The organism is Streptomyces sp. NPDC001020 (genome assembly GCF_053599115.1).
This window is the reverse complement of the sequence record NZ_JBSFLQ010000060.1, coordinates 18,974-33,383: the sequence shown is the minus strand read 5'-3', so window position 1 is coordinate 33,383 and position 14,410 is coordinate 18,974. Positions and strand designations below refer to the sequence as shown.

Sequence of the window (14,410 nt, the reverse complement as noted above, 5' to 3'; positions counted from 1 at the left end):
TTTTGATTGTTTTTCTGTTTTTTTATTTTGAGATCTATTGGTTGTTTGTGGGGGGGCCCCCCCGCGCGGCGCCCCGGCCTCGGGACGTCCGCTGAGGTCCATCGGGGCAGCTTCTGGGACCCCTGGAGTACGGTCCGGCCCCCTGACGCCGGTGGCGTTCTGCTCCCGGCATCAGGGAGCCGCTCCGCCCCGCGAGTGGCTGAGCGCGGCGGAGCGTTTCTGCGGTGAAACCCTTCCCCCGGGCGGGTGAGCACGAGGCAGAGGGCTTCGCGGGATGGTGCGCGGCCGGTAGAACGCCATAGTGATCAGAACCTTGTACGTGGCCTCCGTGCGAGGACACGATCATCCGCTACACCCCAGCCCCCTGACCGTTCCTGGTCCGTCCGTCCGGTGTGCCATGCGCATCGACCGGACCATGTGAGCAGCCTGCGCCTACGCCGCCGGCGCCGACCGGCGCCGACCGGCACCGGCCCTCACCGGCCCCCACCGGCCCTCACCGGCCCAGTGTGTCCGTCTGTGGGCGGCGCACCCGAGCGCCGGGTCGAGAAGTTCTCTCGGCCGGGCCGTCCTGCACTGCCCTTCCCGTCCTTGAGTATCCAACGGAGCCACGATGACGTCATCGCAAGTCGCACCCAACGTTCCGGCCAAGATCACGCTTGACCCGGTCGGACTCGAAGAGCCCCTGGAACAGTTGGTGACCGCCGCTCAGGTCGCGCAGGTATGGGCCCTGGTTCTCGAAGCTCAGGTGTCCGTCGGCACGGCGGACCCGAGCGATGAGCACGCCATGAATACGGCGCAGGAGGAGGTCAGAGGGAACGCGCGGACGTACCGGAGTGTCCAGCTTCCCTCGGTGATCCATCAGCTTGTCCTGATGGCAGGGGCGGCCGACCTGCTCCAGAGCTTGCATGAGGGGTCTGTGGAGTCTCCGGAGAGCGTTGCCTCCTTTCTGGGCGAGCTGATGCCGATTTTCGAAGAGCATGAGCAGCATGCCCGCGATCTCGCGGACAAGTACGGGAAGTTCTCCAAGGAGACGGAGGACCGGCTGGAAGTCCTGGCCGACCGGACGCATGCCGAGATCAAGAAGGTCTCTGGGGACGACGGCAGGATCGCCGCCAAGACCAAGGAACTGGAGGAGATGCAGGAAGAGGTGAGGAAGGACCTGGATGCCGTCATCTCCGCCTCGCACAAGGTGGGCAGCGGCGCACGGAAGATCCTCGACACCATCCTCGACATCTTCAAGGACGCCGCGAAGAAGAAGGGAGAGGATGACGGCAAGAGCAAGAAGGAGGACAAGCCGTCCTCCGGCGAACCCGCTCCGGAATCCTCGGAGGATGTGCACAAGGGGATCGAAGACATCACGTCCGGTGCCATTGGTGCCGCCCTCCAGAAGCTCCGCAGGGACCGCGCGAAGGTCGAAGCGCTCTACCGGGAGATCGCCGGTTTGAAATCGGGCCTGGCGACGGCGAAGAAGATCGATTCGGAATGCGGTGCCTACGGCCGCAGCGTGCGTGACGTGATGCGTCCGGCCCAGGAGATCGCAGATGCCTGGGCCCAGGTGGTCACCTCGTTCGCGGCGACGCTGGAGGAGCAGGCGAAGAAGAATGACGGAGGCGCCTGGCTGGCCACTGAGATCAGCTGGAGCGTCATCAAGTGGAAAACCATCCAGGACCAGGCGGAAAGACTGCGCGCCACGGTCACCGGAAACTGAAACCCGCTACTGGACGACTGGGAGAAAACCATGAGTGACGCACTTGCCGCCGCCCTGGAAAAGCAGGAGGAAATTGGAGGGGAGGTGGCCGCGCAAGGCTCCTTGACCGCACTCGTGCAGACGCATGCTCTCAGTGTCATGCAGCAGCCGAAGCCGGACTTCAGCCGCATCGACAACGAAAAGATCCGGAGCTTTCAAGGCACGGTTCAGGGCGCACTGAACAAATCCGCAGAAAATGCAGGAAAGTACCTCTGGACGGTTCAGCCTGAGTCCATCGCGCTCCTGGCGAAGGTCGAGAACTACTTTGTCACGCTGGGCGCTTTTTGGGAAACTCTCAAGGACGAGAAAGATCCGGATGCAATGGTGCAGACGCTGAGGTTCCTGCGTGAACAGGCGGGCGAGTTCACGGATGAGACAAGAAAGGTCGCGTCCAGCACGGACAGGATGGTTAGCGCCTTCAGTGATGACAAGCGGGGGTTCACTGAATGCGCCGTGGAGATTAACGCTCTGGTGAGGGGCGAAAATGGGATTCTGGAAGACTTGCGGAGGGATCTGGAGAATGTGAACTCCAAGATCACCGCCGCGACCATCGGGGCAGCAGTGAGCGGGGGTGCCATTCTGACGGGTGCAGCATGCATTGTCATCGGATGCTGCACTTCGATCTTCACTGGCGGACTGAGCCTCGGCGTGGCCATCGGCGGCGGTGTCCTGCTCCTCGGTGGCATCGCAGGAGGCATCGGCAGCGGGATCGCGCTGGCGAATCTCTACGACGAGAAGAAGGACCTCCTCGCAAAGCAGGAACGGCTCGAAAGCGGGGTGAAGCTGCTGACGACATGCAGCGCCGGACTGGCAGACCTTGGCACCCAAGCGGGGGGAGTGGCCACTGCGCTGCAGAACACCACCAACAGCTGGACGATCCTCAAGGAATCGCTGAACTCCGCCGCCGACAACATCGAGAAGGCCGGAAGGGCCCAGTCGGACTTCGTCCGAAAGAGCTTCCTGAGGAGCATCGAGAGGTCCCTGCCGCGAAATCTTGAACAGCTCAGGAACACGCGGAATGCCCTCATTGGAATGAAGACGGTGTCCCAGCCGAACACACACACTGGAGACCTCATCCGGTTCGAGCTGCAAAAGCCCCCCCGGCTGGCGCGATGACAGCGCCCTGAAACTCCATGCCCGTGCGGCTGAGGGCCGTGCCGTGTGCCGCCCCGGCCCTCCTGCGACGGCAGCACAATCCACCTGCCGACGGCCGCGTACCGCTGTGACCTGGCATGCAGTACGTGCTCAAGGCTCGATGAGACAGCTCAAGGTTCAGTGCGACAGGACATCTGACTGCCGGGGCAACCGCGACATCACATAATCGCGTACGCTGAACGTACGGTTACCGTACGCGATTTGTGCTCTCCATGGGGTAGATTGTCGACCTGGAGGTGCTCCATGTCCGAGTTGTTCGACGCGGTCGACGCGCTGCTCGCGTCCCGCGCCGCGCTGCCGCCACCGGCCGAGCGCAAGCGGTTGCGGAAGGCCCACGGCCTGACGGTCGACGAGGTGGCCGGCGCGCTCAGGGTTCGCCGTGCCACGGTCAGCGGCTGGGAGTCCGGGAAGACCGAGCCCCGCCCGCCGGAGCGCGACGCTTACGCGCGCCTCCTCGACGGGCTCGCGAAGCTCTACCCCGCCCCGGCCGGGACCGCCGCACCGGACGAGGACGTGGCCATGCCGGAGACGTTCACCGGCCCGGCAACTGCGGTGCCGCAAGCGCGGACTCCCTCCACAGGGCACGCGTCCGAGGTTGCGGTCATGACTGCACACGAGAACACCCAGAGCGCCCCCGCCGAGCAGGCCGCGTCGCGTCCGGCGCGCACCGCCAAGCCGTCGCCGACTTCACGTCGCCCGGGCGCGCGGAAGGCGGCCCCGACCGGCACCCCGGCGGGCGGCACCGACCCACGCTTCGAGAACGGCCCGCTCGCGGTCATCGACGTCGAGGACCGGAAGGTGCTGGCGTACTGCATCGGCGGCCTGGTCCTGGACGTGCCCGCCAAGTCCATCCCGGCCCTGGTGGACTGGACGCTCACGGAGGCGAAGCTCGGGCAGCCGAAGCTGTCCGGACCGGGCAAGGACGCCGACCCGCTGCTTGTGCTCACCGAGGCCGCGTTGGAGCGCTACGGCCTGCCCGTCGCCCTCACCGACGAGGAGCGGCTCGCCGGGCGGATCCCGGAAGGCCACAAGGTCATCAAGCAGCTGACCCGTGCCGACTGGCAGCTCACGAAGCGCGGGTTCGGGCCGTGGGCGCGGATCTACCGCCCCGCCAAGGGCTCGGACCGCCAGTGCGTGCAGTTGTGCATCCCGTCGTGGAACGCGCTGGACACCCGGCACTGGGGTGAGGCCGGGCAGCTTGCGCCGGCGGAACTGGCCCGGCTTCTGGGCGTGTACGCGTCCCGGGTGATGACGCCGCGCGGATCGACCGCCGTGACCGGCCTGGAGCTGATGACCGCGCTGCACCCGGCGACCCGCGCCTCCGAGCCGGACGCTGACGGCAAGCGGCACTCGGAGCACAACCCTGGCTCGCTGGGGAAGGATCCGGTGGACTGCGCGCCGTGCGAGGCCCCCGACGGGCACCCCCTGCTGGCGAACCTGCCCCGTTTCCACGTCCGCGGCCCCGGCGAGAAGCTGTTCGAGGAGGCGTACGACTGGGCGCGCCCGCTCACCGACGCCGAATGCCTGCGCCGCAACCTGGTCGGCATCGACGTCAACATGGCCTTCGCTGCCGGAGCCAACGGCCTGAACGTCGGCCTGGGCGCGCCGACACACGTCACGAACCCGGTGTTCGACCCGAAGCTGCCCGGCTCGTGGCTGGTCGACCTGAGCCACGTCGACCTGTCCCAGGTGAAGGTCGGCAAGGAGTGGGTGAAGCTGGACGGCTCACTGCTCCCCAGCCCGTTCACGCCCAAGGGCGAGCGCCCTGAGGGGCCGGCCTGGTACGCGACGCCGACCGTGGCGTACGCGGTGGAGCTGGGCTACGAGGTCCGACCGATCGAGGCGTGGGTGCGGCGGGAGAACGGCCGCTACCTGGACGGCTGGTACAACCGGCTACGCGACGCCTACCTCGCCACGATGGCCGACCTCGGCGTTGACGCCGACCTGGCACCGGCCGACTTCCTGGCGGCGATGGACGGCTACCGCGGCCGTGACCCGGAGCTGGCGATCGTGGTGTCCGCCGTCAAGGCCACGGTGAAAGGCGGCCTGGGCAAGCTGCGCGAGCGACCCCGGGGCGAGGGCTGGCGGCCCGGCGAGCCGTGGCGCGCCCTGTCCCGCCCGACGTGGCGGCCGGACATCCGCGCGGCCGTCATCTCCCGCACCCGCATCAACCTGCACCGCAAGATCGTCAAGCACGCGGCGTTCACCGGCCAGTACCCGGTCGCGATCCTGTCCGACTGCGTCGTGTACGCGGTCGACGGCGAGTCGCCTCTGGACTTCCTGCCGTACCGCGAGGGCAAGCCGCTGCCGGGCGGCTTCAAGCTCGGGGTGAACCCGGGCCTGGTGAAGTGGGAGGGCACGCAGAGCGTGCTGTGGGGCGAGGGCGTGCGGGAGCAGTTCAACGCGCCGGAGCTCAACCTCGCCCGGTACATCAAGGACGGCACCGTAACCGACGTCGACAACGGGGAGTAGGCAGACCGCGATGAGCATGTTCGGGGACGGCCTGGACCAGGCGGTGCAGAAGGCGTTCACCCGCCCGGCACCCAAGAGCGCGGGCGCGCGGATGCGGTACCTGGTCAAGCAGCTCAAGGGCACCAAGGCGGTCGCCCAGCTGCTGCGCATCTCCCAGCGCACCGTCGAGCGGTACGTGAAGGACCAGATCAAGAAACCGCGCCCGGACCTCGCCGCACGCCTGGAACGCGAGGTGAAGAAGCGATGGCAACCGCAGATCAGGGCCAAGGCCCGACAGAAGGCGGCCACCACCGACGGCATCGTCATCGACACCCGCGCCCGCCTCGGCTACACCGCCCCGATCGGATCGACGGACCAGGACCGCATCCGGCACCTGACCGTCGCGCTCCCACCGCGCTACGCCGCCCGCCTCTTCGACGCCCAGGAGGCCGGCGTCAGCGACCAGCAGCTCAAGGAAATCACCGCCGACGCGCTCAAGGAGGTGTACTTCCAGGACAACGGCCGCCGCGCCGGCCAATTGGAGGAGGTCCGCTTCACGGACATCGAACACCTGGAGTTCGACCTGTAGCAGCCGCGCCCCGAACAGCCGGAGAGGGTTCAAGTGATGAGCCGAAGCAGGGTTGTTGTCACCGCCGCCGGCAGGGGTTGGTTCGGCTGTTGGTGAACGGTTCCGGCCGGGCACTTGATCCATGACAAGTGCTGTCGATCGTCTTGGCCAGTTGCTCGGCGTGGGCGTCGAGAGCAAGACAGGCCCGTACGCCCTGGGCATGCATACATGCCGAAGGTTGCCGCGACGAGTTTGGCGTCCACGGTGTTCACGAGGTCCACACGTCGGCGTCCGTACCGCATCAGCACGAGTGCATGCCACGCCTCTCCCGTCCACCCCGGGGCATCTGGCCACGCCGTGCCTGGTTGCGTCGGAGCTGCTCGCCCCAGCGTGGAATTTCCTTGGTCCGGTCACTCCAGGGCGCCTTGTCCCATGAGGAACGCGAAGAGATCGCCTTGATGACGGCCCAGGGCGCTGGGGTTCGTGAGCTCGCCCGCCGGCTCGGTCGCGACCCGGCGACCATCTCGTGGGAGCTGCGGCGCAACGCGGCCACTCGGGGCGGGAAGCTCGAGTACCGCGCTTCGGTAGCGCAGTGGAAGGCAGAGCTCATGACGTGACGCCCCAAGACCGCGAAGCTTGCCGTCAACGAACGGCTCCGGGAGTACGTACAGGAGCGGCTCTCCGGCCAAGTCCACCGACCTGACGGGATGCCAGTGCCGGGACCTGAGGCCGCACCGTGGAAGGGCCGTAACAAGCCGCGACGCGAAGACCGCAGGTGGGCCACGGCATGGAGCCCGGAGCAGAACTCGAACCGGCTGAAGTTCGACTTCCCCGATGATGAGTCCATGCGTATCTCGCACGAGGCGATCTACCAGGCTCTACATCCAGGGGCGCGGCGCGCTCAAGCGCGAGCTGGTCACCTGCCTGCGCACTGGTCGTGCGCTACGGGTCCCGCGAGCACGCTCCCGGCAACGCGCGAACGGTCACGTGACGCCCGAGGTGGTGATCAGCGAGCGGCCTGCCGAGGCCGAGGACCGCGCGGTGCCGGGCCACTGGGAGGGCGACCTCATCATCGGCACTGGCCGGTCCGCGATCGGCACCCTCGTGGAACGCACGACCCGGTTCACCATGCTGCTGCACCTGCCGCGGATGGACGCCTACGGCACCGAGCCACGGGTCAAGAACGGCCCGGCCCTGGCCAGCCGCGGCGCCGAGGCCGTGAAGGACGCGATCGCCACCACGATCACCACGCTGCCCGAGCAACTGCGCCGCTCGCTGACCTGGGACCGCGGCAAAAAGCTGGCCCAGCATGCCCAACTGAGCGTCGACACCGGGCTGCAGGTCTACTTCGCCGACCCGCACAGCCCCTGGCAACGGGGCACCAACGAGAACACGAACGGCCTCTTGCGCCAGTACTTTCCCAAAGGAACAGACCTGTCCGGAAGGTGGACTTGAGGACCTGCTTGTTGGTGCTCCACAGGTTCTTGGTGTTCATCCGCCTACAAGAAGTACCCCAACAGCTCCTTCTTCAACGGTGCGTGCGGCGTCCAGGAGTTCGTCGGCCGGTACGACGTGTTGGGCCCGCGCTCTGCACGCCTACCTGCGCCGGCGCAACGCCAACGCCTGCCATCCCGACGTTCTCGCCGCCCAGCGCAAGGAACGCGCCCGCATCCGCAGCGAGGAGGGCATCCGCTGGGGAGGCCGGCCGCTTCCGGCAGCAGCTTGATCAGACAGGAACTTCAAATATGAGTTCGAGGCCGTCTTGCTCGTCCCATTGCTCTCCGACCTTCACGAAACCGAACCCGGAAATGGTGGCCAGGGATGCGGTGTTGTCAGGACTGATCGTCACGCGCACGGTGCTGACTCGGGCTTCGGCAACGGCCCGATGTATCAACGCGGTCAGCATCGCCCTGGCGTAGCCCTGACGACGGTAGGCAGGGACCACCGAGTAACCGAGCTCCACCATGCCCGCCTCATCGGGCGGCCCGTGGAACCCGGCATAGCCTACGACGGCATCTTCCGGCTCGGCTACCACGACATGTGTGAGCCACCCCGCGCAACCCGGGTCTGCGGTCAGCTGATCGACCCGATACTGCCACACCCACTTTGCCGTGTCGGTGACGAAGTACTCGGTGAGAGCCACACCTGCTTCGGCACTGGCTTGAGGCAGGTCGTCCTTCAGCAAGGCGATCATGACCGTGCTCGATAACTCTACAAATCGCACGGACTTCGGGCTCGTGGAGGCTGAGGTCCGGCGTTCGGCTTTGTCTGTCACAGGGCGAATCGTCGTGGAGGGTCGAGGACGTGTCCAACTGTTTTCGCAGTGGCCGATGCTTCCCCAGACTTCATGTGCGTCCACACACCAACCATGCCGCTGACCACGACCACCCGAAGGACACCTAACGGAGTGCTACTAGCTAGGATATTCATTGTGGAAGTCCAGTAGTTGGCCGGAGGTGTCATGCCCCTGCAGATGAAGTTGAGCGCGATAACTCTCGACTGCCCTGATCCGTTGGCCCTGGCGGCGTTCTATCAGCAGGCCACCGGCCTCGAACCTCATCCGAAGTCGGACGCCGACTTCGCGGGTCTCAACCGTGAGGACGGACTCTTCATCGGTTTTCAACGGGTCGACGGCTACCGGGCTCCGCGCTGGCCTGAGCAGACTGTTCCCCAGCAGATGCACCTGTGCTTCGACGTCGTGGACCTGGACGAGGCCGAGGCCCGGCTGCTGGAGCTGGGCGCGGACAAGCCGGACCACCAGCCTCACGATGCCGCCAAGGCGCGGGTTCTCACTGATCCGGCTGGTCATCCCTTCTGCATTTGTCGAGGCTGACCGCGGATCAGGAGGGCTTGCCTACAGAAGAAGCGGGATCACCTACATCACGGACACCAGACACCGGACACCTCCGCATGTTGATCCGTATGCGACTCCGCACTTCAGCTCGTACCCCTACAGGCCCCGCCGTGCCGGATCGACCCGGCGATCGCGGAAGCCGTGGAGCGGCAGACAAGGGCGATGAGGCCCGGGCGCTACTCGACCGCATCGACGGCGCTTGACCAGGCGCGCAACGCCTCTCTCTGGGCGAGCTTCAGGCCACACCGGGGGCGGTTCGTCCGGCCACCGCGATGAGCCAGCGAAGGCCGCGCGCGTCTCACTGAAACTCTGGCGTGACGCGCTGCCCCGGATGGCGCCGCTGACGCCGGAGTTCAGGCGCCCCCGAAGTGGCCGGGCCAGGCGACGGGTCATGAGAGCGATCATCGACCAGTAGATCATCGCCTCGGCACTGGCGATGCGGTGCTCGAAGTCGCGGACCAGGCGGCGGCTTCGCACCAGGTGCGCGAAGCAGCGTTCCACGATCCACGACTTGGGCAGCACGATGAACCCCTTTCACGTGTCGCTGCGCTTGATGATCGCCAGGACCGGGAACGTGGCCAGGCAGTGCTCGATTGTCCACGAGACAGAGGAGGCGCACGTCATGCCGGAGTACGCCTTCCGTGGGCCTCGGCAAGCGCTACCAGTCGCGGCTGGGCCCTGCGGGACTGCTCGTTCCGGTTGCCCGCCGGGCGGATCTGCGCCCTGGTCGGACCCAATGCACGGCCCCTCTCACCCCACCTCGCCGCCCACCGCCCACCGCCCGCGTCACCGGCACCCTCGCCGCCCGCACACCCGGTCCGAGCGAGGCGAGCACACCGACGATGCCCGCGCCGACGAGCAGCGCCAGCAGGGAGACCCACGGTACCGAGATCACCGCCCCGTGCTGTCCGGCGACCGCCGCCACCCCCGCCGCACCTCCCGCGAGGATGCCCAGCCCGGCGCCCAGCGCCGACACCACCACCGACTCCACCCGCAGCATGGACCGCACCCCGGCCCGGTCCAGGCCGACCGCGCGCAGCAGGCCGATCTCCCGAGCCCGCTCGAAGACCGCCATGCCCATCGTGTTGGCCACGCCCAGCGCCGCGACGGCGACCGTGACACTGAGCATCGCGTACAGGACCGACAGCAGCGGCCCGAACCCCCGCTCCGCGTCCCGTTTCGCGTCCGCCCGGTCCTGCACGATCAGCACCGGATTGTGCAGGGCCCGGGAGATCTCCCCCTTCACGGCGGCCGTCTGCCCGGGCTCGGCATGCACCAGTACCGAGGTGACCTCTCCGGCCGGCCCACCGCCCCGGGCCACCGCGCTCTCGGGCAGCAGGGCGGGGCCGAGGGCGTCGGGGCCGTCGTAGACCGCGACGATCCTGCGGTCCAGCGCCCTGCCGTCCGGCGCGCCCTCGTTCGACAGCTCCCGGCCGGTGACGTGGTCGCCCACCCGCCACCCGTGTTCCTCGGCGAGGTCCCGTGTGACCGCGATGCCGCCGGGCAGGCCGGTGAGGTCGCCGGAGTGCACCCTGAGGTCGGCGAGACGGCCCCGGACCACGGCACGCGGATCCACGACCACCGACTCCAGATAGGACCCGTCACGCAGGCGGAAGTCGGCCGCGCGCACCGAGCTGACCGCCGCCACCCCGGGCAGCCGCGCCACCCGAGCGGCCGTGTGCGCGCCGATCTCGGCGAAATCGACCGCGCTGATCCTGAGGTCCGTCGGCATGGCAGCCTCCGCCTCCCGTCCTGCCGTCGCGCTCAGCGAGGACAGTGCCACGGTGACCGCGCTGACGAGCGCCACACACACGGTGAGCGCCCCGGCGGTCGCGGCCGTACGCCGGGGATCGCGGCGCACGTTGCCCAGCGCCAGGGTGCCGCGCACTCCGGTCAGCCGCCGCAGCGGCGCCCGCAGCACGTGGGTGACGACCCGGGCGAGCTGCGGGGTGAGCAGGATCAGCCCGGCCAGCAGCACCGGTGTGGCGAGGCACAGGACCCCGAGGTCCCCCTCGCCCGCGGCCATCAGCAGCGCGCCGGCCGCGGTGACGGCCGGCCCGATCCGGTTCCGGCGCCGCAGCGCGACGGCCGGGGTCGGCAGGTCGGTGCGCAGCGCGGCGACCGGGGCGACAGCGGAGGCCCGCAACGCCGGGACGTACGCGGCGGCCGCCGTGAACCCCACGCCGACGCAGAGGGCCGTCAGCAGCGCGAGAGGGGAAAGGACGTCCAGTGGAGCCGTGCTCGCCGGGCCGGCGGCCGGTCCGAACAGCACGGCGAGCAGCGCGGCCACGCCGACGCCGAGCGCGTATCCGGCCACAGCCGCCGCGCCCCCGACGACGACCGCCTCGGCGAGCACCGTGCTCAGCACCCGGCGGCGGCTTGCCCCTACGGCGCGCAGCAGGGCGTGCTCACGGGCCCGCACGGCGCTGAGCATGGTGAAGGTGTTGCCCACCAGGAAGACGGAGACGAACAGGGCGATGCCGGCGAAGAGCAGCAGCAGCGTGCCGAGCTTCTCGCGGTCGGGCGCCGCGGCGGCCTCCGCGTCCAGCCGCGCACGGGGCACCGCGTCCAGGCCGTGCGGCAGGATCCGCGAGGCCCGCCCGGCGAGGGCGGCGGGGGAGGTGCCGGGGGCGGCCGTGAGGGTCACCGACTCGTACCGGCCGGGTGCCGGGGCGAGCACGGCGCGCGCGGTGGCACCGTCGAACGCGGTGACCGTGCCGCCGGCGGCGGTGGCGGGGTCGTACACGGTGAAGACACCGGTGAGCCGGGCGGAGCGGACCTCACCGGCGACGACGACCCGCACCCGGTCACCGACCTGGTATCCGGCGCGCCCCGCCGACCAGCGGTCCGCGGCGACCTCGCCGGGGCGCCGCGGGCCGCGCCCCTCGACCATCGGATAGCGCGGATCGGCGCCGTGCGCGTCCGGTACGAAGTTCACGCCCACGTCAGCGGACGGCGGCCCCACCAGGCTGCCGTCGCGCGCCACGAGGAACGCCCGGCCGCGCAGGGTGCCTCGGGCCGCCGCCACTCCGGGCAGCGCGGCAAGCCGCTGTCGCAGGGCCTCACCAGGCGCCGCACCGTCCGAGGTGGGGCGCACCTCCACGGACACGTCGGGGCGCGAGACCCGCTGGAGCCGCTCGGCACCCCGGGCCAGGGACTGGGTGTACAGCAGGGAGCCGCTGACACAGGCGACCCCGATCAGTACCGCCAGAGCGGGCAGTACGAAGCGGTGCCGGTCGCGGAGCACGGAGCGCACGACGGTACGGAGCATGGGGCCTTCCGGTGCTGCGGGCCAAGGGAGTACGACGCCGTGGGAGCCGGCGGACGACCCGATCCTGGCCGGGTCCGGGGGCGCGCGGATCAACCGGAAGGCCGAATGTCCGGCACGCGGGCCGTGCGTGCCTCGGCCGAACGGCCGAGGCCGAGCCGCCGGGGACCGTCGTAACCTCGGCGGTCATGAACCAGTTCTTCGACGTCCCCGCGGGCGGCAGGCGGATCGCGGCGGCCTGCGCGGCGGTGCTGCTCCTCGCCGCGGTGGCGAGCGAGGGCGCGGACACCGGTTCCGTGCCCATGGCCATGGCCTGGACGGTGTCCGGCGGCCTGCTGCTGGCCGCCCTCGCCGCGCGCCACAACCGTTTCGACGCGGTGGCCGGCGCGGGTGTCCTCGCGTCCTGCCTGGTGACCCTGGTGAACACCCGGGTGGCCGCCAGGCCCGACACGACCTTCGGACTTGTCGAGACCTGTGCCCTGCTGCTGGTCGTCGTCCGTGCGGCGCGCCTGCGTCCGCCGCTGCGGGCCACCGCCCTGGCCGGGGGAGCGCTGGTCTCGCTCACCGTGATCGTCCTGCGGCTCCCGCCGGCCGAGTACAAGCGGCTGGTGCCGTTCGCGGTTCCGGCGTTCTGGTTCGCCGCCGCCCTGGCGACGGTGCTGGGCCTGTACCTCCGGCTGCTCGACCGGTACCGGACGCAGGAGCACGAGGCCGCGCTCCAGGTGCAGCGTCTGGACTACGCGCGGGAACTGCACGACTTCGTCGGCCACCACGTGACCGCGATCGTCGCTCAGACCAAGGCCGTGCGGTACGTGACGGCGGCCGGCCGCCCCCCGTCGCCGGAGGCACTGGACGGCATGCTGGCGGCCGTCGAGGAGGCCGGATCGCAGGCCATGCAGTCGATGCACAGCATGGTCGCGGTCCTGCGCAGTCCCGGCGGCCCGGCGGCCACCGAGGGACCGGGCGGCGGCCTCGCCGACCTGCGGACCCTGACGGAACGGTTCTCGGCGACCGGCCCGGCCGTCACACTCACCCTCGCCCCCCGCCTCGCCGTCGGCGCCCTGCCGCCCGGCGTCGCCACCACCGTGCACCAGGTCGTCCGCGAGGCCCTGACCAACGTGCGCAAGCACGCGCGCCGGGCCAGGGCGGTCACCGTCGACGTACGGCTGGAGGCCGACACCGCCCGCCCGGCCGTCCTCGTGTCGGTGACCGACGACGGCCCGGACGCCGCCGCGCACGGTGCCGAGCCCACGCACACGAGCGACGGCCCGGCCGTGTCCCTCCGCGAACCGCGCTCCGGCTACGGCCTGGTCGGGCTGTCGGAACGCGTCGCCATGGTCGGCGGCACCGTCACCGCGGGGGCGCGAGCGGATGTGGGCTGGGTCGTCGAGGCACGTATCCCGCTTCCCGGGCCACTCCCCCTGCCCGGGGACGACCGGACGACTGCCACGCTGGACGCATGACGATCAGCATCCTCATCGCCGACGATCAGCCGATGATCCGCTCGGCCTACGGCATGATCCTCGGCTCGCAGCCCGACATGGAGATCGTCGCCTCGGTGGCCGACGGCACCACCGCCGTACGGGAGGCCCGGCGGCTGCGCCCCGACGTGTGCCTGCTCGACATCAGGATGCCGGGCCTCGACGGCCTGGAGGCGACGCGGCTGCTGGCAAGCCCGGAGGCGGCCGACCCGCTGAAGGTGCTCATCGCCACCACCTTCGACCTGGACGAGTACGTCTACCAGGCCCTGCGCAACGGCGCCTGCGGCTTCCTCCTCAAGGACGGCTCCCCCGCACTGCTGATCGAGGCCGTGCGGGCGGTGGCCGCCGACAACGCCCTGATCTCACCGGCGGTCACGGTCCGACTCCTCAAGCACATGACCGACGCCGCGTCCGAGGCCGCCTCGGGGAAGCAGGCGGACCAACGGCGCGGCGCGCCCCGATCCCGCAGCGCCTTGCCCGGACTCCCGCTCACCGCACGTGAGCTGGACGTCGTACGGCTCGTCGCGCGCGGCCGTACCAACGAGGAGCTGGCGGCCGAGCTGCACGTCTCCCTCTCCACCGTCAAGACGCACCTCGGCAGCGTCCAGCGCAAGCTCGCCGCCCGCAACCGAGTGGAGATCGCCGCCTGGGCCTGGGAGAACGGGGTGTGCACCGGCCAGGACACGCGGGGCGGCGGCTGACCGCGACCCTGTGCTCACCAAGGGCCCGCCCGCGTCGTCATGGCGCGGGCGGGCCCGGTGCGTCGGAGCGGGCGAATCACACCACGCCGTTCTCCCGCCACGCGAGATCACCCTGTGCCGCGCTGGTGTGAACCCATCGACCGGCTTTATACGTGTCCAGGCTGAGCCACGCGAGACATGGCAGG

Annotated in this window: 9 protein-coding genes and 3 pseudogenes; 9 read left to right on the top strand and 3 right to left on the bottom strand. The window is 69.6% G+C overall.

Features of this window, described 5'->3' with window-relative positions:
- Positions 1 to 610 precede the first annotated feature (610 nt).
- From ACWDEX_RS34585 to ACWDEX_RS34560, 6 genes and pseudogenes are all read left to right on the top strand, one after another.
- Positions 611 to 1,708: a hypothetical protein gene (locus tag ACWDEX_RS34585; protein WP_450468428.1), complete on the top strand. Its 1,098-nt coding sequence runs from the start codon at positions 611 to 613 to the stop codon at positions 1,706 to 1,708.
- 30 nt (positions 1,709 to 1,738) lie between these two features.
- A complete protein-coding gene (locus ACWDEX_RS34580) occupies positions 1,739 to 2,863 on the top strand; it encodes an HBL/NHE enterotoxin family protein (protein WP_450468427.1) in 1,125 nt (374 codons plus the stop codon).
- 282 nt (positions 2,864 to 3,145) lie between these two features.
- Positions 3,146 to 5,374, top strand: a complete 2,229-nt coding sequence (gene tap / locus ACWDEX_RS34575) for a telomere-associated protein Tap (RefSeq protein ID WP_450468426.1) — start codon at positions 3,146 to 3,148, stop codon at positions 5,372 to 5,374.
- Between the two features lie 10 nt (positions 5,375 to 5,384).
- Positions 5,385 to 5,942 (top strand): telomere-protecting terminal protein Tpg, encoded by a 558-nt coding sequence (gene tpg, locus ACWDEX_RS34570; RefSeq protein WP_450468425.1) that lies wholly within the window; start codon positions 5,385 to 5,387, stop codon positions 5,940 to 5,942.
- 199 nt (positions 5,943 to 6,141) lie between these two features.
- Positions 6,142 to 7,376: pseudogene (locus ACWDEX_RS34565) on the top strand (IS30 family transposase).
- A gap of 121 nt (positions 7,377 to 7,497) precedes the next feature.
- Positions 7,498 to 7,647 (top strand): annotated as a pseudogene (locus ACWDEX_RS34560) (IS630 family transposase); the annotation flags it as partial.
- Here ACWDEX_RS34560 and ACWDEX_RS34555 read toward each other — a convergent pair.
- Entirely contained in the window at positions 7,648 to 8,115 is a 468-nt protein-coding gene (locus ACWDEX_RS34555; RefSeq protein ID WP_450468424.1) for a GNAT family N-acetyltransferase, read from the bottom strand.
- A gap of 267 nt (positions 8,116 to 8,382) precedes the next feature.
- Here ACWDEX_RS34555 and ACWDEX_RS34550 point away from each other — a divergent pair, with 267 nt between their 5' ends.
- Positions 8,383 to 8,754, top strand: coding sequence for a VOC family protein (locus tag ACWDEX_RS34550; RefSeq protein WP_450468423.1), 372 nt, complete (start codon positions 8,383 to 8,385; stop codon positions 8,752 to 8,754).
- A gap of 393 nt (positions 8,755 to 9,147) precedes the next feature.
- Here ACWDEX_RS34550 and ACWDEX_RS34545 read toward each other — a convergent pair.
- Positions 9,148 to 9,375: pseudogene (locus tag ACWDEX_RS34545) on the bottom strand (IS5 family transposase); the annotation flags it as partial.
- Positions 9,376 to 9,433: 58 nt separating this feature from the next.
- Positions 9,434 to 12,046, bottom strand: a complete 2,613-nt coding sequence (locus ACWDEX_RS34540) for an FtsX-like permease family protein (protein ID WP_450468422.1) — start codon at positions 12,044 to 12,046, stop codon at positions 9,434 to 9,436.
- A 185-nt stretch (positions 12,047 to 12,231) separates the two neighbouring features.
- Here ACWDEX_RS34540 and ACWDEX_RS34535 point away from each other — a divergent pair, with 185 nt between their 5' ends.
- Positions 12,232 to 13,506, top strand: coding sequence for a sensor histidine kinase (locus tag ACWDEX_RS34535; protein ID WP_450468421.1), 1,275 nt, complete (start codon positions 12,232 to 12,234; stop codon positions 13,504 to 13,506).
- Positions 13,503 to 14,225, top strand: coding sequence for a response regulator transcription factor (locus ACWDEX_RS34530; RefSeq protein ID WP_450468420.1), 723 nt, complete (start codon positions 13,503 to 13,505; stop codon positions 14,223 to 14,225). Before ACWDEX_RS34535 ends, ACWDEX_RS34530 begins: the two co-directional genes overlap by 4 nt.
- Positions 14,226 to 14,410: the final 185 nt, after the last annotated feature.